Origin of the sequence: Mycolicibacterium peregrinum (assembly GCF_001665625.1) — a bacterium.
Taxonomy (GTDB): domain Bacteria; phylum Actinomycetota; class Actinomycetes; order Mycobacteriales; family Mycobacteriaceae; genus Mycobacterium; species Mycobacterium peregrinum_B.
This window is the reverse complement of sequence record NZ_LZSY01000116.1, coordinates 87,531-106,331: the sequence shown is the minus strand read 5'-3', so window position 1 is coordinate 106,331 and position 18,801 is coordinate 87,531. Positions and strand designations below refer to the sequence as shown.

Annotated in this window: 18 protein-coding genes; 11 read left to right on the top strand and 7 right to left on the bottom strand. The window is 67.0% G+C overall.

Going from position 1 to position 18,801, the window contains the following annotated elements:
* Positions 1 to 94: 94 nt before the first annotated feature.
* Together A5779_RS18740 and A5779_RS18735 are read left to right on the top strand one after the other, a co-directional pair.
* Positions 95 to 286, top strand: a complete 192-nt coding sequence (locus A5779_RS18740) for a DUF7455 domain-containing protein (RefSeq protein ID WP_055113266.1) — start codon at positions 95 to 97, stop codon at positions 284 to 286.
* Positions 287 to 350: 64 nt separating this feature from the next.
* Entirely contained in the window at positions 351 to 1,349 is a 999-nt protein-coding gene (locus A5779_RS18735; protein WP_064884436.1) for a YihY/virulence factor BrkB family protein, read from the top strand.
* On the opposite strand, the gene A5779_RS18730 is transcribed toward A5779_RS18735, so the two are convergent.
* The gene (locus tag A5779_RS18730) at positions 1,339 to 1,575 is read right to left on the bottom strand and encodes a DUF3039 domain-containing protein (RefSeq protein ID WP_055113262.1); all 237 of its coding nucleotides are present in this window, start codon (positions 1,573 to 1,575) and stop codon (positions 1,339 to 1,341) included. The two genes, A5779_RS18735 and A5779_RS18730, sit on opposite strands and share 11 nt — an antisense overlap.
* A 77-nt stretch (positions 1,576 to 1,652) precedes the next feature.
* On the opposite strand from A5779_RS18730, the gene A5779_RS18725 reads away from it, so the two are divergent.
* From A5779_RS18725 to A5779_RS18715, 3 genes are all read left to right on the top strand, one after another.
* Positions 1,653 to 2,081: a DUF3099 domain-containing protein gene (locus tag A5779_RS18725; RefSeq protein ID WP_064884434.1), complete on the top strand. Its 429-nt coding sequence runs from the start codon at positions 1,653 to 1,655 to the stop codon at positions 2,079 to 2,081.
* Between the two features lie 117 nt (positions 2,082 to 2,198).
* Positions 2,199 to 3,188 carry a sigma-70 family RNA polymerase sigma factor gene (locus A5779_RS18720; protein WP_264010495.1) on the top strand — a complete coding sequence of 330 codons (990 nt, stop codon included), beginning with the start codon at positions 2,199 to 2,201 and terminating at the stop codon, positions 3,186 to 3,188.
* Positions 3,189 to 3,390: 202 nt separating this feature from the next.
* Entirely contained in the window at positions 3,391 to 4,080 is a 690-nt protein-coding gene (locus A5779_RS18715; protein WP_019348280.1) for an iron-dependent transcriptional repressor DtxR, read from the top strand.
* Between the two features lie 4 nt (positions 4,081 to 4,084).
* Here the strand turns inward: A5779_RS18715 and A5779_RS18710 are convergent, their stop codons facing one another.
* Positions 4,085 to 5,152 carry a DUF4192 domain-containing protein gene (locus A5779_RS18710; RefSeq protein WP_064884432.1) on the bottom strand — a complete coding sequence of 356 codons (1,068 nt, stop codon included), beginning with the start codon at positions 5,150 to 5,152 and terminating at the stop codon, positions 4,085 to 4,087.
* Between the two features lie 162 nt (positions 5,153 to 5,314).
* On the opposite strand from A5779_RS18710, the gene sthA reads away from it, so the two are divergent.
* A complete protein-coding gene (gene sthA, locus A5779_RS18705) occupies positions 5,315 to 6,730 on the top strand; it encodes a Si-specific NAD(P)(+) transhydrogenase (protein ID WP_064884430.1) in 1,416 nt (471 codons plus the stop codon).
* On the opposite strand, the gene A5779_RS18700 is transcribed toward sthA, so the two are convergent.
* Positions 6,724 to 7,548, bottom strand: coding sequence for a trypsin-like serine peptidase (locus A5779_RS18700; protein WP_236734804.1), 825 nt, complete (start codon positions 7,546 to 7,548; stop codon positions 6,724 to 6,726). The genes sthA and A5779_RS18700 overlap by 7 nt on opposite strands.
* Positions 7,549 to 7,719: 171 nt before the next feature.
* Here A5779_RS18700 and A5779_RS18695 point away from each other — a divergent pair, with 171 nt between their 5' ends.
* The 3 genes from A5779_RS18695 (at position 7,720) to A5779_RS18685 (ending at position 10,559) form a co-directional block, all read left to right on the top strand.
* A complete protein-coding gene (locus tag A5779_RS18695) occupies positions 7,720 to 8,745 on the top strand; it encodes a proteasome assembly chaperone family protein (RefSeq protein ID WP_064884428.1) in 1,026 nt (341 codons plus the stop codon).
* A 36-nt stretch (positions 8,746 to 8,781) separates the two neighbouring features.
* Entirely contained in the window at positions 8,782 to 9,804 is a 1,023-nt protein-coding gene (locus tag A5779_RS18690; RefSeq protein WP_064884426.1) for an alpha/beta fold hydrolase, read from the top strand.
* 77 nt (positions 9,805 to 9,881) lie between these two features.
* Positions 9,882 to 10,559 carry a PhzF family protein gene (locus A5779_RS18685; RefSeq protein ID WP_064884424.1) on the top strand — a complete coding sequence of 226 codons (678 nt, stop codon included), beginning with the start codon at positions 9,882 to 9,884 and terminating at the stop codon, positions 10,557 to 10,559.
* 1 nt (position 10,560) lies between these two features.
* On the opposite strand, the gene nrdR is transcribed toward A5779_RS18685, so the two are convergent.
* Together nrdR and A5779_RS18675 are read right to left on the bottom strand one after the other, a co-directional pair.
* Positions 10,561 to 11,016 (bottom strand): transcriptional regulator NrdR, encoded by a 456-nt coding sequence (nrdR, locus tag A5779_RS18680; protein ID WP_019348288.1) that lies wholly within the window; start codon positions 11,014 to 11,016, stop codon positions 10,561 to 10,563.
* A gap of 164 nt (positions 11,017 to 11,180) precedes the next feature.
* Entirely contained in the window at positions 11,181 to 11,726 is a 546-nt protein-coding gene (locus A5779_RS18675) for a LysM peptidoglycan-binding domain-containing protein (protein ID WP_110777467.1), read from the bottom strand.
* A 242-nt stretch (positions 11,727 to 11,968) separates the two neighbouring features.
* Between A5779_RS18675 and lexA the strand changes: the two genes are divergently transcribed.
* Complete coding sequence (gene lexA, locus A5779_RS18670) at positions 11,969 to 12,691, top strand: transcriptional repressor LexA (RefSeq protein ID WP_064884422.1); 723 nt, start codon at positions 11,969 to 11,971, stop codon at positions 12,689 to 12,691.
* Positions 12,692 to 12,738: 47 nt separating this feature from the next.
* On the opposite strand, the gene A5779_RS18665 is transcribed toward lexA, so the two are convergent.
* Both A5779_RS18665 and A5779_RS18660 read right to left on the bottom strand, forming a co-directional pair.
* Positions 12,739 to 15,042 (bottom strand): LGFP repeat-containing protein, encoded by a 2,304-nt coding sequence (locus A5779_RS18665; RefSeq protein ID WP_064884420.1) that lies wholly within the window; start codon positions 15,040 to 15,042, stop codon positions 12,739 to 12,741.
* A 188-nt stretch (positions 15,043 to 15,230) separates the two neighbouring features.
* Positions 15,231 to 16,391, bottom strand: coding sequence for an acyl-CoA dehydrogenase family protein (locus A5779_RS18660; RefSeq protein WP_055113240.1), 1,161 nt, complete (start codon positions 16,389 to 16,391; stop codon positions 15,231 to 15,233).
* Positions 16,392 to 16,492: 101 nt separating this feature from the next.
* Between A5779_RS18660 and A5779_RS18655 the strand changes: the two genes are divergently transcribed.
* Complete coding sequence (locus tag A5779_RS18655) at positions 16,493 to 18,781, top strand: molybdopterin guanine dinucleotide-containing S/N-oxide reductase (RefSeq protein WP_064884418.1); 2,289 nt, start codon at positions 16,493 to 16,495, stop codon at positions 18,779 to 18,781.
* Positions 18,782 to 18,801 lie beyond the last annotated feature (20 nt).

The following is an 18,801-nucleotide window of genomic DNA, read 5'->3' as shown; positions in this document are numbered from 1 at the left end:
GGGAACAAGGCCGGAATCCAAAACGTCTGACAGAGTAGACATACGCAATCGAGGCGCCTTTGCCGAGATGCGCAGAGCAGAAGACGGAGGAGCCATGAACGCAACTCTGACAAGCCCGGAGCTAACCAGAGCCGATCGCTGCGATCGTTGCGGTGCGGCCGCACGCGTGCGCGCGAAGCTGCCCTCGGGGGCCGAGTTGCTCTTCTGCCAGCACCACGCGAACGAACACGAAGCAAAGCTGGTCGAGCTGGCCGCAGTGCTGGAGACCAGCGCGGCAGACGCCTGACCGCCAACAGCCGGCACCACCCGCCTGGGCAGGAGCACGTTTCGTCAGTAATGCTTGACTGGTCATGACTGGCCAGCCGCTTCCAGTACCACCATCACGCCACCACATCTGGCACCTCACTCGACGCACGTTGTCGAAGAGCTGGGACGATTCCATCTTCTCGGAATCGGCACAGGCGGCGTTCTGGTGCGCGTTGTCACTGCCTCCCCTGCTACTGGGGATGCTCGGCAGCCTGGCCTATATCGCACCGTTGTTCGGGCCGGACACCCTGCCGACAATTCAGGATCAGCTGATCAACGCGGCGAACAGCTTCTTCTCCCCCAACGTCGTCAACGAGATCATCGAACCGACGATCCGCGACATCGTCCGGGGCGCCCGCGGCGAGGTGGTGTCGGTGGGTTTCGTGATCTCGCTGTGGGCCGGGTCGTCGGCGGTGTCGGCGTTCGTGGACTCCATCGTGGAGGCCCACGATCAGACACCGCTGCGGCATCCGGTGCGGCAACGCTTCTACGCGTTGGGCCTGTACGTGGTCATGCTCGTCTCTGCCATCGGGATAGCGCCGCTGCTGGCGCTCGGGCCGCGGGCGGTCTCCGAGCACATTCCGGACAGTCTGGACAACGCGCTGCGCTACGGCTACTACCCGGCGCTGTTCCTCGCGGTGTTCGTGGGGGTGACTGTGCTGTACCGGGTCTCGTTGCCCGCTCCGATCCCGACGCACCGCCTGGTGCTGGGCGCGGTACTGGCGACGGTGGTGTTCCTGGTCGCCACGTTCGGGCTGCGGATCTACCTGACCTGGATCACGAGCACCGGCTACACCTACGGCGCACTGGCCACGCCGATCGCGTTCCTGCTGTTCGCATTCTTCCTGGGTTTCGCCATCATGCTCGGCGCCGAACTGAATGCGGCTATCCAAGAGGAGTGGCCGGCGTCGGACACGCACGCCAGGAGGCTGCGGGAATGGCTGGAGGAAAAAGCCCTCAACGGCTCCAACAATGGCGAGGCCCAGGCGCCGGCAGGAACGCCCGCGCCCGAGCCGGCTGAACCGCCGCCGCCTACTTCTTGAGCGATTCGTAGATCTTCTTGCAATCCGGGCACACCGGAGAGCCCGGCTTGGCCGACTTGGTCACCGGGAACACCTCGCCGCACAGCGCGACCACATGCGTGCCCATGACCGCACTTTCGGCGATCTTGTTTTTCTTGACGTAATGGAAGAACTTGGGGCTGTCGTCGTCGGTCCCGTCGTCGACGCGTTCGTCGGTATCCGGGCGCTCGATGGTCTGGGTCTGCATAGTTTTATTGTGCCTGGCTGCGGGGCATTGGGAAATCCGCATGCCACGACCCGGTCCGGGTGTGGAACAGTAGAGGTATGAAACAAAGCCACGAGCTGAGTTTCGACGACGATTTCGGCGACGATTTCGGCAAGGAAGCCCGCCCGGTTCTCATCACCAAAGCCGCACCTGCCTACGAAGTGCAGCACCGCCAACGCGTCCGCAAGTATCTGACGCTGATGGCCTTCCGCATCCCGGCGCTCATCCTCGCCGCGGTCGCCTACAACATCTGGCAGAACGGGCTCATCTCGCTCGCGATCATCGTGGCGTCGATACCGCTGCCCTGGATGGCCGTGCTGATCGCCAACGACCGTCCCCCGCGTAGCGCCGAGGAGCCGCGGCGGTATGCCGGCCGCGGCGAGCGGATCCCACTGTTCCCCACCGCAGAGCGGCCGGCGTTACAGAAGGAGCCGTTTACGCCACCGCAACCGGACGCAGCGCGGACCGACGGCGATGAGCCCAGCTGAGCGGCTTCTTTAGCCATTCTCAGGACATTCTCAGGTCGGTTCGGAAAAACCGCAGCTCAACGGGCATGAATCCGACGGTCGGCGGGAACTCTCATGGGGTCTACGACGTTGTAGATCATGACAGTTCGAGCTGATCAGGAGGCCGTCATGGCAAATGCCACCACAAGCCGCGTCGACAGTGATCTGGATGCCCAGAGCCCTGCCGCCGACCTCGTGCGCGTGTATCTGAACGGCATTGGCAAAACGGCGTTGCTCAACGCCGCCGATGAGGTAGAACTCGCAAAGCGCATCGAGGCGGGCTTGTACGCCCAGCACGTGCTGAACACCAAGAAGCGCCTGGGCGAGAACCGGAAGCGTGATCTGGCCACCGTCGTCCGCGACGGTGAGGCAGCACGGCGGCACCTGTTGGAGGCCAACCTCCGCCTGGTGGTGTCGCTGGCCAAGCGCTACACCGGTCGCGGCATGCCGCTGCTGGATCTGATCCAGGAAGGGAACCTGGGCCTGATCCGCGCGATGGAGAAGTTCGACTACACCAAGGGCTTCAAGTTCTCCACGTATGCCACCTGGTGGATCCGGCAGGCCATCACCCGCGGGATGGCGGACCAGAGCCGCACCATCCGGCTCCCGGTCCACCTGGTCGAGCAGGTCAACAAGCTGGCCCGGATCAAGCGCGAGATGCACCAGAACCTGGGCCGCGAGGCCACCGACGAGGAACTGGCCGAAGAGTCCGGTATCCCCGTCGAGAAGATCAACGACCTGCTGGAGCACAGCCGCGACCCGGTGAGCCTGGACATGCCCGTCGGCACCGACGAGGAAGCCCCGCTGGGCGACTTCATCGAGGACTCCGAGGCGATGTCGGCCGAGAACGCGGTCATCTCCGAACTGCTGCACACCGATATCCGCCACGTGCTGGCCACGCTCGACGAGCGTGAGCAGCAGGTGATCCGGCTGCGGTTCGGCCTCGACGACGGCCAGCCCCGCACCCTGGATCAGATCGGCAAGCTGTTCGGTCTCTCCCGCGAGCGGGTCCGCCAGATCGAGCGTGAGGTCATGGCCAAGCTCCGCAACGGCGAGCGTGCGGACCGACTCCGCTCCTACGCCAGCTAGTCCCTCCGCCAGATGTGCCCCGTCGGTTTCCGGCGGGGCACGTCGCACATCTGGGCTGTTTCGGGCCTCGCCGGGCGGTTCCGGCCCCATGTCCTGGGGTTTTGCCCCACGCTGTGAGGTGCCCGACGCCCCGATGTTGCGCCGCAGTTCAAGAGCCGGAAACGGTAGACTGAGCCGTGACGTTTGGGCTGGGAAGGCGCGCATGAACGATCTGGTCGACACCACCGAGATGTACCTGCGGACGATCTACGACCTCGAGGAAGAGGGCGTGGTGCCGTTGCGCGCCCGCATCGCCGAACGGCTCGACCAAAGCGGTCCGACGGTAAGCCAGACGGTGTCACGCATGGAACGCGACGGTTTGCTGCACGTCGCCGGCGACCGCCACCTGGAGCTGACCGACAAGGGCCGCGCTCTGGCGGTTGCCGTGATGCGCAAGCACCGTTTGGCCGAAAGGCTGCTCGTCGACGTGATCGGGCTGCCGTGGGAGGACGTCCACGCCGAAGCCTGCCGCTGGGAGCACGTGATGAGCGAAGACGTGGAGCGGCGCCTGGTGCAGGTGCTCGACAACCCCACGACCTCGCCGTTCGGCAATCCCATCCCGGGGCTGTCCGACCTCGGTGTCGGCGCGACGGGCTACGACGATGTCAGCCTGGTCCGGCTCACCGAACTTCCGGTCGGGTTGCCGGTTGCCGTGGTGGTCCGCCAACTCACCGAACATGTTCAGGGCGACACCGAACTCATCGGTCGACTCAAGGATGCCGGCGTGGTGCCGAATGCGAGGGTCACCGTCGAGGCCAACGATCACGGCGGCGTGATGATCGTGATCCCGGGGCACGAGCAGGTCGAGTTGCCCCATCACATGGCCCACGCGGTCCGCGTGGAGAAGGTCTAGCCACTCAACCGGCCCTGCGGCGCCACGTCCGCCGCGGCGGCAGTTGTACGCCGAGCTGTTCGGCCAGCCGATAACCGGTGACCGCCAGCTCCCGGATGCGCTCCGGCCGCATGCCCGCTTGTAGCGCGGTATCGAGCATGCCCGCCATCCGGTGCGTCGGCCGTGCGTCCAGCGCGGCATCGAGCGATGCCCCGGCCAGCGGCCCGTCCCCCCGCGCATACGCCGAGAAGGCCAGCAGAACAAGCGCTTCGGCGCGCCAGGGATCGGGCAGATTGCGGGCCAACAGCGCCCACAACGCTTCGGCCTGCTCCGCGCACTCCCCGACCGCCAGCGCATAGAGCGTGTCGCGGACCCTCGGATCGGCCAACCCGACGGCCAACCGCGCCAACTCGGTGCTGCCGGGCGCGTCGCCCTCGGCCAACTGCACCGCTGCCCGCATCGCGGCCTCGACGTCCCCACGCACCTCGTCGTCGGGCCGGGCGTCCGGGCGTCCCGGCCGCTGCGCCGCGAGCTCCAATGGCCGTTTCATCGACGCGGCGGCCACGGGGTCCGGCCGGATCACCCGAAGTAGCTCGTCACGGCTGCCATAGAGGCGCCGACCGTCGAGCACCGCGGCTGCCGCCAGTGGTGACGCGCCCGGGTCGTCCACGTATCCCTCTGCGCCACAACCGTCGGCGCAGTGCCAGAACCCCCCGGCGGCCACCTTGTCCACCACATGCGCGGCGTAGAGCTCGATTCCGTCCGCACCCAGCGCCTCGTCCAGCTCCGCCGCGAGGTCGCGGTAGCGGTCATCGCACGCCAGGCAGTCCCGGCTGTGGTCGTCCACGACCACAGCGATCACGGCGTCCGCGCCGGCTTTCGCCGCGAGGTCAACCAGGTGCGCGACGCGGCCGGACATGTCATCGGCCAGATCGGCGCGCATGACGCAGCCCAACTCGCCCCGGTCGATGGTGACGAGCACGAGGCTGCGGTGCGGGACGAAGCCGAGCACCGCGGGCAGCGCGGCGATCAGCGCACCGGGGCGGTTGAGGTGGAAGTCGAACTCGGGCGAGGAGGGCGATGGTGTAGTCATGGCCCGACCGTGCCAACCAGCGCCGTCACGGGCCGCCGCACGAACCGGGCGCCCACGCCCGGTTGGGGATGGACGCTGCGCTGGGGATAACCCGTTTGTTCACTCGGTATTCGGCGGCAGCCACATGCGCCGGTTCGGCCACCCCGCGTAGACAGTTGACCCATGGGTTCGATGCAGGAGTATGACCTCGTCGTCATCGGTTCGGGTCCCGGGGGCCAACGCGCCGCCATCGCCGCGGCGAAACTCGGCAAGACGGTTGCGGTGATCGAGCGGGGAATGATGCTCGGCGGAGTCTGCGTCAACACCGGCACCATTCCGTCCAAGACGTTGCGTGAGGCTGTCGTCTACCTGACCGGCATGAGCCAGCGCGAACTCTACGGCGCGAGCTACCGCGTCAAGGAGAAGATCACCCCCGCCGATCTGCTGTCACGCACCCAGCACGTCATCGGCAAGGAGATCGATGTCGTACGGTCCCAGCTGATGCGCAACCGCATCGAGCTGTACACCGGGCACGGCCGATTCTCCGACGAGCACACGATCCTCGTCGAGGATCCCACCCGCGCTGAATTGGTCACTGTCCGTGGCCGTTTCATCGTGATCGCCACCGGGACAAAACCGGCACGGCCGGCCGGGGTCACGTTCGACGAGGCACGCGTGCTCGATTCCGACGGCATCCTCAATCTCGCGACCCTGCCCACCTCGATGGTGGTGGTCGGCGCCGGGGTCATCGGCATCGAGTACGCCTCGATGTTCGCCGCGCTGGGCACCAAGGTCACCGTGGTGGAGAAACGCGCCGACATGCTGGAGTTCTGCGATCCCGAGATCATCGAGTCGCTGCGCTTCCACCTCCGCGACCTCGCGGTGACGTTCCGGTTCGGCGAAGAGGTGACCGCCGTCGACATCGGCACTTCGGGCACGGTGACCACCCTGGCCAGTGGCAAGCAGATCCCGGCCGAGACCGTGATGTACTCGGCCGGACGCCAGGGCCAGACCGATCACCTCGATCTGGCGAACGCCGGCCTGGAGGCAGACTCCCGCGGCCGCATCTACGTCGACGACAACTTCACCACCAAGGTGGACCACATCTACGCGGTCGGCGACGTCATCGGATTCCCGGCGCTGGCCGCGACGTCCATGGAGCAGGGACGGTTGGCCGCCTACCACGCCTTCGGCGAACCCACCAAGGCCATGATGAGCCTGCAGCCGATCGGCATCTACTCGATTCCTGAGGTGTCGTTCGTCGGGGCCACCGAGGTCGATCTGACCAAGGATTCGATTCCGTATGAGGTCGGCGTATCCCGGTATCGCGAACTGGCGCGCGGGCAGATCGCCGGTGATTCCTACGGGATGCTGAAACTGCTCGTGTCCACCGAGGATCTGCGGCTACTGGGGGTGCACATCTTCGGTACCAACGCCACCGAGATGGTCCACATCGGACAGGCCGTGATGGGTTGCGGCGGCACCGTCGATTACCTCGTCGACGCGGTGTTCAACTATCCGACGTTCTCGGAGGCCTACAAGGTCGCGGCGCTCGACGTGATGAACAAACTGCGCGCGCTCAACCAGTTCCGCTACTGACAGTCCGATTCGAGTGCCGCGGGCGCGGCGTCGCCGGGGCCGTCGGCCTCAGCGCGGACGAGCAGACGCGCGATCCGGTCATCGAAGCGCGGTGAGTAGGACACGTCGTCGTCGCAGCCGCCGCCGTCGAGTCCGCCGACCAACCCGGTCACCGTCGATCCCGAAACCCACGGGGCACCGCTGAAACCATCGGTCACGCCCGCACAGGCCAGGGCCGGGAATCCCTGCAGTGACGACTCGGTCGCGCCTCGGCACGCCATCGGACTGCCGCCCTCACCCATCGGGTAACCGGTCACCGTCACCGGGCTTCCCGCCGCCGGCGCCGACCCCAGGGTCAGCCCGCCGCCGGACTCGGCCAGCAGCCTGGCGGTGGAATCCCCGGTCACCCGCACGATCGCATAGTCGGCCTGAGGATCCTGGTTGGCGAGCCAGCGCGAGTCCAGATACACGCTGCTCACGTGCCAGGTGTCACCGGCGCCCGCGCCGAAACCTGGGACGAACGTGGTGTCGACACCGTCGAGTAGGCAATGCGCGGCCGTCAGGATGAGGTCCGCCGTCGGGGTGGCCAGCACCGACCCGCTACAGGTGTGCGTCGTGGTATCGCCCAGGAAAAGCGCCCCCACCCGACGATCCGGCGTCACCGACTCGACCCCGGCCTGCGACAACGCGCTGGCCGCAGCCGGCGTGCTGCTCGGGGGGACGGTCGTGAGGTTGGCTGCCGCGCCACCGGCGGTGGGGCCCGGAACGGTGCACGCCGCCGCCCCGGCCGCCGTCAGGGCAGCCGCGACTGTGAACTTCGCCATCCGGGTCACGCGCATCATCACGATTTTGCCTGATCGCGCGGAGAACTGCCGGAATGCGACCACCAGCCGGGCGCGTTCGAACGCACATGCGGGGCGGAACGAACCCGCAGTACGGGTATGCGGGACACTGGAAGATACGGCGGTGGGCCGTCACAGCGTCCTACCGCAGCGAGGAGACGAAGCGAGATGACCGACACCAGCGACACCCCCGATCAGCACTACCAGCCCGACCAGAGCGGCATGTACGAGCTTGAGTTCCCGGCCCCGCAGTTGTCGTCTTCGGATGGACGCGGCCCGGTGCTGATCCATGCGCTGGAGGGGTTCTCCGATGCCGGCCACGCGATCCGCCTGGCCGCCGAGCATCTCAAGGACACGCTCGACACCGAGCTGGTGGCCTCTTTCGCCATCGACGAGCTGCTCGACTACCGGTCGCGCCGGCCGCTGATGACATTCAAGACCGACCACTTCACCAGCTACGAGGAACCCGAGCTGAACCTGTACGCGCTGCACGACGGCGTGGGCACGCCGTTCCTGCTGCTGGCCGGCCTGGAGCCGGACCTGCGGTGGGAGCGGTTCATCACCGCGGTGCGGCTGCTCGCCGAACAGCTCGGGGTCCGCCGGGTGATCGGCCTCGGCACCATCCCGATGGCGGTGCCCCACACGCGCCCCGTCATGCTCACCGCGCACGCGAACGACAAGGAGCTGATCGCCGACCACACCCCGTGGGTCGGCGAAGTCCAGGTCCCGGCCAGCGTCTCCAACCTGTTGGAGTTCCGCATGGCCCAGCATGGGCACGAGGTGGTGGGGTACACCGTGCACGTCCCGCACTACCTGGCCCAGACGGCCTACCCACCGGCTGCCGAGGCGCTGCTGGCCGAGGTGGCCCGGACCGGTTCGCTACAACTGCCGTTGGAGAAACTTTCCGAGGCCGGAGCCGAGGTCTACAGCAAGATCAACGAGCAGGTAGAGGCCAGCGACGAGGTGGCTCAGGTGGTGACCGGGTTGGAGCGCCAGTACGATGCGTTCGTTGCCGCACAGGAGAATCGGTCTCTGCTGGCGCGTGACGAGGAACTGCCCAGCGGTGACGAGCTGGGAGCCGAGTTCGAACGGTTCCTCGCCCAGCAGACCGGTGACAAGCACAAAGACGACAGGTACAAAGACGGACGGGACGGCTTCGGCGACGGCTTCCCGAACGGCGACAACCACTCATAACAGCCCGACGCCGGGCCGAGGGCGAGGTTGACCAGCATGACCGAACGCAAACCCCATCTGCGGACCGTTCGCGAGCTCACACCGACGCTCGAGTACCGCACGATCCACGGATACCGACGGGCCTTCCGCGTGGCCGGATCCGGGCCGGCGATCCTGCTGATCCACGGCATCGGCGACAACTCCACCACCTGGCACACCGTGCAATCGGCGCTGGCCCAACGGTTCACCGTGATCGCCCCCGATCTGCTCGGCCACGGCAGCTCCGACAAGCCGCGTGCGGACTATTCGGTCGCGGCGTACGCCAACGGCATGCGCGACCTACTCAGCGTGCTCGACATCGACCGGGTGACCGTGGTCGGTCATTCACTGGGCGGTGGCGTGGCGATGCAGTTCGCCTACCAGTTCCCGCAGTTGGTGGACCGGCTCATCCTCGTGGGCTCCGGCGGCGTCACGAAGGATGTCAACGTGGCGCTGCGGGTGGCCTCCCTCCCGATGGGCAGTGAGGCGCTGGCCCTGCTGCGATTGCCCCTGGTGCTGCCGGCCCTACAACTGGCCGGTCGGGCCGCGGGCACGGTACTGGGCTCAACCGGTCTCGGCCACGACATCCCGGACATGCTGCGCATCCTGGCGGATCTGCCGGAACCGACAGCATCGTCGGCGTTCGCCCGGACCCTGCGCGCCGTCGTGGACTGGCGCGGCCAGGTGGTGACGATGCTGGACCGCTGTTACCTGACCGAATCGGTTCCGGTCCAGTTGATCTGGGGTCAAAGCGATTCGGTCATCCCCGTCAGCCACGCCCACATGGCACACGCCGCAATGCCCGGTTCCCAGTTGGAGATTTTCTCCGGATCCGGGCATTTTCCGTTCCACGACGATCCCGACCGCTTCGTCGAGGTGGTCGAACGCTTCATCGACACGACCGAACCGTCGGTGTACGACCAGGACCGGCTCCGCAGCCTGCTGCGCAGCGGGCGGACAGAAGCGACGATGAGCGGGCCCTTCGACACTCAGATCGCGGTGCTCGACGCAATGGACGCCGACGAGCGCAGCGCCACCTGACCCGCTCCCCCAGCCGGGTCGGACAGTCCCGCGAAGAGCCCGAGATGCGGCCCTGAGATGCGACGTAGCATCGGGGCATGGCCATCGACGTCACCGTGTTACGCGTATTCACCGATCCGGACGGCAAGTACGGCAATCCGCTCGGCGTGGTCGACAACAGCACCGTCGCCCCCACCGACCGTCAGCGGATCGCCACCGAATTAGGTTACAGCGAAACGGTATTCATCGACCTTCCGCAGCCGGGCGCCAACTCCGCCGGCGCCCACATCTTCACCCCGGTCGCCGAGCTGCCGTTCGCAGGACACCCAACGGTCGGTGCATCGTGGTGGCTGCGCGAAAAGGGCTTGCCGGTCAACACATTGCGGGTGCCCGCCGGGATTCTTCCGGTCGAGTACGAGGATGATCGCGCCATTGTCAATGCCCGCTCGGAATGGGCCCCGGAATTCGCCATCTACGACCTGGCCACGGTCGACGAGGTGCTCGCCGCAGACCCCGACGATTTCGATGATGCCTACCTGTGGGCCTGGAGCGACGAAGCGCGCGGCACGTTGCGATCCCGGTCGTTCGCCTCACACCTGGGGATTCCCGAAGACGAGGCCACGGGGTCGGCGGCGGTGCGGATGACCGACTATCTCAGCCGGGACCTCACGATCATCCAGGGGAAAGGTTCGGTGATCGAGACCCGCTGGAGTCCGGAAGGCTGGGTCCGTTTGGCCGGCCGCGTCGTCAACGACGGCACAACCCAACTGGACTGAATTACGCCTCGGCGCGATGCGCCCGCAGGGCCTCGATTTCGCGCTCGAAGTCCTCGGCTGAGGAGAATGACCGGTACACCGAGGCGAACCTCAGATAGGCGACCTCGTCCAGTTCGCGGAGCGGTCCGAGGATCGCCAGGCCGACCTCATGGCTCGGGATCTCCGGCGTGCCGAGGCCGCGGACCGCGTCCTCGACCTTCTGCGCCAAGACATTGAGCGCGTCGTCGTCGACCTGCCTGCCCTGACAGGACCGGCGCACTCCGCGGATGACCTTCTCCCGGCTGAACGGTTCGGTCACCCCGCTGCGCTTCACCACAGCCAGCACCGCGGTCTCCACAGTGGTGAACCGACGTCCACACTCCGGGCACGACCGCCGGCGTCGGATGGCCTGCCCCTCGTCGGTCTCGCGGGAATCGACCACACGCGAATCAGGATGACGACAGAACGGACAATGCATTACCGCTCCTTCGTCATGCCGCCGGACAAGTAGTTCGAGCGCCCTTGAGCGTACCCGCGATGCTCTAGGCAGACTCACCGCCGGGTCCAGTGGCATGTAGGTGCTCACGCCGACACCGGCCAGTGATGCTGCCTGCCAGGACGATTCAGCGGACATTGCGCTGCTCAGCCAACCGGCGCGAGCAGTGTCTGCCCGGCGTCGACCGCGGCGGAGTCGAGTTGGTTGAGGTCACGAATCTGCTCGACGACCCGGGCCACCGGAGCATCCGGGGCGACCCGGCGTGCCACCTGCTGCAGCGACTCCCCCGACTTCACCTGGACCACCGCGAGTTCGGCCGGCTGCGGGTTCTCCGCCCCCATCACCCCGCCGAGTTGCGCCACCAGGCCGAGCCACACCGTGATACCGGCGGCGACGAGGGCCAGTAACACCGTGGTCAGCGGAGTGATGGGCCGACTGCGGTGCGACGCCCGCGACATCAGCACACCGGTTCCGCGGTAGTGGACCGTGCCGGCTGCGGGTCGGGCGTGGCCCGGGCGCTGCACCCGCTGCACCCGGCGCACCGGCCGGGCCACACCGGTACCGAAGGTGGCGCTGCCCCTGGTACCCGCAGCACCTGCGGCACCCCTGGCACGGGCCCGCTGCGGTGAGGACTGCGGCACGGCCCGAACAGCACGGGAGCGGCTATCGGCGGGGATATCGATGATCGCCATCTGACTGCCTTTCGGTGGACTCTTTCGCTCTTGTGTTCGAACATACTCGCTCAGGTGTTCGATTGATAGAACATGTGATCGAACTGTTGCCAAACGATAGAACAGGGCACCGACAAGTTCCGGCCACCGACCGCGGGGACGGCCCCGAACTGCCACCCCGTGCGCTCCACCAGCAGACACGCCCACAACACGCCTCGAACACATGTTTGATTAATGTTCGATCAGGGACTACATTCGGCCCCATGAGCGACGACCGCAGCAGGGACGGCAACACGGAAAGCCCGGCCGGATCGGACGGCGCGGGCCCACGCCGGGCCGAGGGCGGCCTCACCGACCGGCAACGCACCATTCTCGACGTGATCCGCGCGTCGGTGACCACTCGCGGTTACCCGCCCAGCATCCGCGAGATCGGCGATGCGGTCGGACTGACCTCGACCTCGTCGGTCGCCCACCAGTTGCGCACCCTGGAACGCAAGGGCTACCTGCGCCGCGATCCCAACCGCCCGCGCGCCGTCGATGTGCGCGCCGCCGACGATCCGACGGCCGCAGCACTGGTGTCCACCGACGTGGCCGGCTCCGACGCACTACCCGAGCCGACGTTCGTGCCGGTGCTCGGGCGTATCGCCGCAGGCGGCCCCATCCTGGCCGAACAGGCCGTCGAGGACGTCTTCCCGCTGCCCCGCGAATTGGTCGGCGAGGGTTCACTGTTCCTGCTCAAGGTCGTCGGCGACTCGATGGTCGACGCCGCCATCTGTGACGGCGACTGGGTGGTGGTACGCCAGCAGAGCGTGGCCGACAACGGCGACATCGTGGCAGCCATGATCGACGGCGAGGCCACCGTCAAGACGTTCAAGCGCACCCGCGGTCAGGTGTGGTTGATGCCGCACAACCCGGCATACGACCCGATCCCGGGCAACGACGCAGCGGTGCTCGGCAAGGTCGTCACCGTAATTCGCAAGATCTGACCGGGTGAGGGGCCCGGCCGCACCTGACGGCTGCCGGGCCCGCTTCCTCAGTCCGTCCGCACGAACCCGTTCGTGCGGGCGAATTCCTCACTGGCGAACCAGATTTCGGCTACTGCGTCGTCGTACTCGGCGCTGTCGGGCGCCCAGTACCGTCCGGACTTCGTGTCCGCCTTGATCGGATAACCCTCCGGCGCGCGGTAAGGGTCCTCCAACGGCAGATGGATGGCGGTGGCACTGGGTATCTCGTCGAGCTCGATGGCGGCGTGGCGCCCGCTGTGCGCCTCGCTGCTGTAGGCCTCGGCCTCGGTGATGACGCGGGTCGGCGCGGTGTCGACGTTGTCCTGATCGCTCGGCACTGTCAGGCCACCCAGGCCCGCGAAACCCTGCGCCTCACGCACTCCGCCTACCGGACCGGGCATAGACCCGGTATCCGCCAGGTCCTCGTCCACGAGTTCCGCCTCGATGTCGTCGACATCGTCGCCCTCGGCGACCTCTTCGAAGTCGGCATCAATGGGTGTATCGAGATCCTCGTCGTCGAAGTCGTCGTCCTCGAAGTCGTCATCTTCATAGTCGTCTTCGAAGTCGTCATCGTCGCCGAAGTCGTCGAAACCCTGCTCCCCGACCAACCGCGAGGAATCCTCCGGCGGTTCCTCCTCCTCGCCCGGCGCCCCGTACCCACTGGCCGATCCGTGCGGAGCGGCCCATTGACTGACCGGAATGGCGATATCGGTGGGGCCGTCGTACGGAGATGCCGCGCCTGATGATTCCTCGCCGGGTCCGGCAAACCGTGCCGTCGCGGCGTCGCCGTACGCGGCGCTCGGCCCGTAGCCGTTGGCCGCGTCGGAGTCACCGCCGTCGCGGTACTCATCGTGGTCGTACCCACGCGAACCGTAGCGCGCGTCGTCATATCGACCCTCGTCGTAGGACGAATCGCCCGGTCCGCCGTCGTAGTCGTCGTCGAACGGATCGTGGTCGAAGTCGTCATCGCCACCGGCGCGCCGACGGTGCCACAGCGCGGCCCCCACGATCAACCCGGCGAGCAGCACGACCGGGATCACCGCGATCAGCCACCACCAGCTCCAATGCCAGGAGAACGGCTTCTTGCTGTCCGCGTCGGAGGGCTGCGGACCGGCCGCCGGGGTCTGGTCGAGTCCAGGAACCTGCAGCCCGCTCAATTCGGAGGCGAGTTTCGACGGCTCGGTGGTGAACTTGTTGGCGTCGCGGTCCCACGAGATCGCTCCCCCGCTGAACCGCTGACTGATGACACCGCCGTCTTCGGTCTGGTCGGCCATCGGGGCGCCCAGCGCTCCCTTCGCCCCGCCCAGTTTCTCCCAGGCCGCGTTCATCGCGCCCCGCACGATCACCGCGCCGTAGTCGGGAGTCCAGAAGATGACGGGGTTGTCGGCCGCGGCGAAGGTGCTGATCCGGCTGTTGGGTCCCAATCCGCCCTCGGACTCGCCGGCGGTCGGGAACCCCAGATCGCCTTCCGGGCCACCGACGCTTTCATACTTTTCGAGCAGCTGGCCGGTGATGGCGTTGGCGCCGGTGGCCGGGCTGTAGAAGATCTTGCCGCCGGCGTACTTCTGGCCGAATCCACCGTCGCCGATCGGATACTGGTCGCCGTCCTTGGCTCCCAGCGGTCCCATCACCCCGCCCGCCTCCCGGCGCGCGGCGGCGATCGCCGAGGCGGGATCCGACGGTACGTCCAGACCGGCGAGCTGATCGGCCAGTTCGGGCGGCACCGTGGTGAACGCCTTGGTCTTGCGGTTCCAGGAGATCTCGCCGCCGGTGAACTTCTGGGAGATCACGTCGCCGTCGAACGTCTCGTCGTCCGCGGGGACGCCGAGCACTCCCGCGGAGCCGCCGAGCTTGTCCCATGCGGCGTTGATGGCGCCCCGCACCACCCGGGCACCGGTGGACGGAGTCCAGAAGATGACCGGGTTGTCAGGCGCACTCAACGTCGAGTTACGGCTGTCCGCGGCACGTCCAGCGCCCTCGTCGATGGTGGGGAATCCCATGTCACCGTCGGCCGGACCGCCCAGCGACTCGTACTTGTCCAGGATTGCGCCCTGCATGAAGTGTGCGCCGGTTGCCGGGGTGAAGAACATCTTGCCGCCGGAGAAGTTCTGCGCGAAGCCAGAACCCACCGCGTACACGCCGCCCTGCCGCGGCCCGAGCGGGCCGCCGTCTCCACCGTTGGCCTCCCAAGCGGCGGTGACCGCGGCGTCGGCATCCGACTCCGGGGTGGCCGAAGCCACCGCCGGCACCACCAAAGCAGCGACTACGAGTGCGAGCAGGCCGACCGCCAACCGCCACACGGCCGCGTTCAGCCTCGCTCCCGGCCTAGTCATGCGCCCTCCCCGCTCGTTCGGCAAAGTTTCCTTAGAAATGTCCCGCCCGGACAACTTTGCGTCAGCACGTGACGATAACCAACTAACGTGGCCGATCATGACCAAAAAAGGCCCAATATCTGGGTCCGAAGACCCAGATTTGGGCTTTTTTGGACGAGTACCGGATAAATCGGGGGCCGATCGGCCCGCTAGACGCCCAGCCCGCGACCGATGATCTCCTTCATGATCTCGGTCGTGCCGCCGTAAATCGTCTGGACTCGGGCATCCAGGTAGGCCCGCGCAACGGGGTACTCCCGCATGTAGCCGTAACCGCCGTGCAGCTGCAGGCAGCGGTCGATGAGTTCCACCTGCTTCTCGGTCGAATACCACTTGGCCATCGCCGCCTGCTCCACGGTGAGCTTCTCGTCGAGGTGCAACCGGATGAACTCGTCGACCATCATCCGGACCACGGTGGCCTCGGTGGCCAGTTCGGCCAGCAGGAACCGGCTGTTCTGGAAACTACCGATCGGCTTGCCGAACGCCTTGCGCTCCTTGGTGTACTGCACGGTCTGCTCCAGCACCGCCTCCATCGCCGCGGCGGCCATGATCGCGATCGAGATGCGCTCCTGCGGCAGGTTCTGCATCAGGTAGACGAAACCCTGACCTTCCTCGCCGAGCAGGTTCTCGACGGGCACCTTGACGTCGGTGAACGACAGCTCGGCGGTGTCCTGGGCATCCAGGCCGATCTTGTCCAGGTGGCGGCCCCGCTCGAAGCCCTCCATACCGCGCTCAACCACCAGCAGGGAGAAGCCGAGAGCACCCTTCTCCGGGTCGGTCTGGGCGACGACGATCACCAGATCGGAGTTGATGCCGTTGGTGATGAAGGTCTTGGACCCGTTGAGGACGTAGTGGTCACCGTCGCGCACCGCACGGGTCTTGATGCCCTGCAGGTCGCTACCGGTGCCCGGTTCGGTCATTGCGATCGCCGTGATCAATTCGCCCGTGCAGAACTTGGGCAGCCAACGCTGCTTCTGCTCCTCGTTGGCCAGCCGGAGCAGGTACGGCGCGACGACGTCGTTGTGCAGGCTGAAGCCGATGCCGCTGTAGCGACCGGCGACGGTCTCCTCACAGACGATCGTGTTGTACCGGAAGTCGTCGTTGCCGCCGCCGCCGTACTCCTCGGGCACCGCCATCCCGAGAAAGCCCTGTTTGCCCGCCTCGAGCCAGACCCCGCGGTCGACGATCTTGTCCTTCTCCCACTGGTCGTGGAACGGCGCGACGTGCTTGTCCAGGAACGCCCGGTACGACTCGCGGAACAAGTCGTGCTCGGGCTCGAACAACGTGCGGTCGTACTTCACAACACTGCCCATGGTGTGACCTCCGGTACTGGTTACTGATTTGGGGCCAACCTATACCAACCGGGTGGTTGGTCAGCCCTGGGGAGGGTGGGTACCGCCCGTAAACTCTGCTCATGCCCCGGTCCCCCATGAGCCTCGCGCACTGGGGCGCCTTCACCGCGAACGTCGCGGACGGCGACATCGCGGCCGTCACCCCGATGGACGGTGACACCGACCCCTCACCGTTGCTCGGCAACCTCGCGGGCTCGATCCGGCACCGCTCCCGTATCGCCGGGCCCGCAGTGCGACGCGGCTGGCTGCGCGACGGCCCCGGCCCCAGTACAGAACGGGGCGCCGACGACTACGTCGCGGTCTCCTGGGATGAGCTCTCCGACTTGCTGGCCGAGGAGCTGCGCCGGGTCGTCGACACCTACGGCAACGAGGCGATCTACGGCGGCTCCTACGGCTGGGCCAGCGCCGGACGCTTCCACCACGCCCAGAGCCAGGTGCACCGCTTTCTGAAAATGCTCGGCGGCTATACGTCTTCCCGCCATTCCTACAGCCTGGGCGCCACCGGGGTGATCATGCCCCGGGTGGTCGGGACCCATGACGACCTGTTCAAGCGCTCCACCGACTGGGAGGTCATCACCGAGCACACCGATCTGCTGGTGTGCTTCGGCGGTCTCGCACTGAAGAACACCGGCATCAACCACGGTGGCACCACGGCACATCCGGCCCGCGACGCGCTGCGCCGGATGCGTGAGCGCGGCGGGAAGATCGTGTCGCTGAGCCCGCTTCGTGACGACGTCGATGGCGACTGCCGATGGCTGGCCCCGGTCCCCGGCACCGACGTGGCGGTGATGCTCGCGCTGGCCTACGTGCTGGCCAGCGAGGGCCTGGCCGATCTCGATTTCCTCGACACGCACTGCAGCGGATACCGGCGGTTCGAGCGCTACCTGCTGGGCCGCGACGACGGTATCGCCAAGAGCCCGCAATGGGCGTCGAGGCTCAGCGGCCTGCCCGCCGGCGAGCTCGTGGACCTCGCCAGACAGATGGCGGCCTCGCGCACCCTGGTCACCGTCAGCTGGTCGCTGCAGCGGATCCGGCACGGCGAGCAGGCGCCGTGGATGGGCTTGACCCTGGCGGCCATGCTGGGCCAGATCGGTGTGCCCGGAGGAGGTTTCGGGCACGGCTACGGGTCGATGAACGAGCCGGGGTTGCCGCCGCTGCGCTGCGGCCTGCCCGCGCTGCCACAGGGCTTCAACCCGGTGCAGACCTTCATCCCCGTCGCGGCCGTCACCGACATGCTGCTGCACCCCGGACAACCGTTCGATTACAACGGACTGCACCTGACCTACCCCGACATCAGGTGCGTGTACTGGGCCGGCGGCAACCCGTTCCACCATCACCAGAACATTCCGAGGTTGCGCCGGGCCCTGTCCCGGGTGGACACCATCGTGGTGCACGACCCGTACTGGACGGCGATGGCCAAGCATGCCGACGTCGTCGTGCCCTCGACCACCGCCTATGAGCGCGAGGACTACTCGGGGTCACGCAATGACCCGCTGCTGGTCGCCATGCCTGCACTGACCCCGCCGTACGCGGACTCCCGCGACGACTACACCACGTTCTCGGCGCTGGCCGACCGACTCGGGTTCGGTGAGCAGTTCACCGAAGGCCGCACGGCACGGCAGTGGCTGGTTCATATGTACGAAAAGTGGTCAGCGAGTCTGGATTTCGAGGTTCCCGGATTCGACCAGTTCTGGGCTGCGGGTCATCTGCGGTTACCCACCGAACCGGGGTTGACACTGCTGGCCGATTTCCGGGCCGATCCGGTCGGGCACCGACTGGCCACCCCGAGCGGCCGCATCGAGATCTTCTCGCAGACCATCGACGGATTCGGCTACCCCGACTGTGCCGGCCACCCCCGCTGGTACGAGCCGACCGAATGGCTCGGCGGTGCGCGGGCCGCCCGCTATCCGTTGCATCTGCTGGCCAATCAGCCCGCGACCCGACTGCACAGCCAACTCGACGGCGGCGCCACCAGTCAGGCATCGAAAGTACAAGGGCGCGAACCGATCCGCATCCATCCCGGTGACGCCTCGGCCCGCGGGCTCGCAGACGGTGACGTAGTGCGGGTGTTCAACGACCGCGGGGCGTGTCTGGCCGGGGTGATGATCGACGACCGGTTGCGCCCGTCGGTGGTGCAACTGCCGACCGGAGCGTGGTACGACCCGGCCGAAGCGTCAGATCCCGATTCGATGTGCGTGCACGGCAATCCCAACGTCCTCACCGACGATGTCGGGACCTCGTCGCTGGCGCATGGCTGCACCGGCGCGCATGTGCTGGTGCAGGTCGAGAAGTTCGATGGAGCCCTCCCCCCGGTGCGGGCACATGAGCCTCCGGTGATCCGACAACGCTGAAACCGTTGGGCCGCGACCAC

What these genes read in the sequence shown, in the direction of transcription:
- A5779_RS18740 (WP_055113266.1), top strand. Translation starts at nt 95, where the DNA reads ATGAACGCAACTCTGACAAGCCCGGAGCTAACCAGAGCCGATCGCTGC.
- A5779_RS18735 (WP_064884436.1), top strand. Translation starts at nt 351, where the DNA reads ATGACTGGCCAGCCGCTTCCAGTACCACCATCACGCCACCACATCTGG.
- A5779_RS18730 (WP_055113262.1), bottom strand. Translation starts at nt 1,575, where the DNA reads ATGCAGACCCAGACCATCGAGCGCCCGGATACCGACGAACGCGTCGAC.
- A5779_RS18725 (WP_064884434.1), top strand. Translation starts at nt 1,653, where the DNA reads ATGAAACAAAGCCACGAGCTGAGTTTCGACGACGATTTCGGCGACGAT.
- A5779_RS18720 (WP_264010495.1), top strand. Translation starts at nt 2,199, where the DNA reads ATGACAGTTCGAGCTGATCAGGAGGCCGTCATGGCAAATGCCACCACA.
- A5779_RS18715 (WP_019348280.1), top strand. Translation starts at nt 3,391, where the DNA reads ATGAACGATCTGGTCGACACCACCGAGATGTACCTGCGGACGATCTAC.
- A5779_RS18710 (WP_064884432.1), bottom strand. Translation starts at nt 5,152, where the DNA reads ATGACTACACCATCGCCCTCCTCGCCCGAGTTCGACTTCCACCTCAAC.
- sthA (WP_064884430.1), top strand. Translation starts at nt 5,315, where the DNA reads ATGGGTTCGATGCAGGAGTATGACCTCGTCGTCATCGGTTCGGGTCCC.
- A5779_RS18700 (WP_236734804.1), bottom strand. Translation starts at nt 7,548, where the DNA reads ATGCGCGTGACCCGGATGGCGAAGTTCACAGTCGCGGCTGCCCTGACG.
- A5779_RS18695 (WP_064884428.1), top strand. Translation starts at nt 7,720, where the DNA reads ATGACCGACACCAGCGACACCCCCGATCAGCACTACCAGCCCGACCAG.
- A5779_RS18690 (WP_064884426.1), top strand. Translation starts at nt 8,782, where the DNA reads ATGACCGAACGCAAACCCCATCTGCGGACCGTTCGCGAGCTCACACCG.
- A5779_RS18685 (WP_064884424.1), top strand. Translation starts at nt 9,882, where the DNA reads ATGGCCATCGACGTCACCGTGTTACGCGTATTCACCGATCCGGACGGC.
- nrdR (WP_019348288.1), bottom strand. Translation starts at nt 11,016, where the DNA reads ATGCATTGTCCGTTCTGTCGTCATCCTGATTCGCGTGTGGTCGATTCC.
- A5779_RS18675 (WP_110777467.1), bottom strand. Translation starts at nt 11,726, where the DNA reads ATGGCGATCATCGATATCCCCGCCGATAGCCGCTCCCGTGCTGTTCGG.
- lexA (WP_064884422.1), top strand. Translation starts at nt 11,969, where the DNA reads ATGAGCGACGACCGCAGCAGGGACGGCAACACGGAAAGCCCGGCCGGA.
- A5779_RS18665 (WP_064884420.1), bottom strand. Translation starts at nt 15,042, where the DNA reads ATGACTAGGCCGGGAGCGAGGCTGAACGCGGCCGTGTGGCGGTTGGCG.
- A5779_RS18660 (WP_055113240.1), bottom strand. Translation starts at nt 16,391, where the DNA reads ATGGGCAGTGTTGTGAAGTACGACCGCACGTTGTTCGAGCCCGAGCAC.
- A5779_RS18655 (WP_064884418.1), top strand. Translation starts at nt 16,493, where the DNA reads ATGCCCCGGTCCCCCATGAGCCTCGCGCACTGGGGCGCCTTCACCGCG.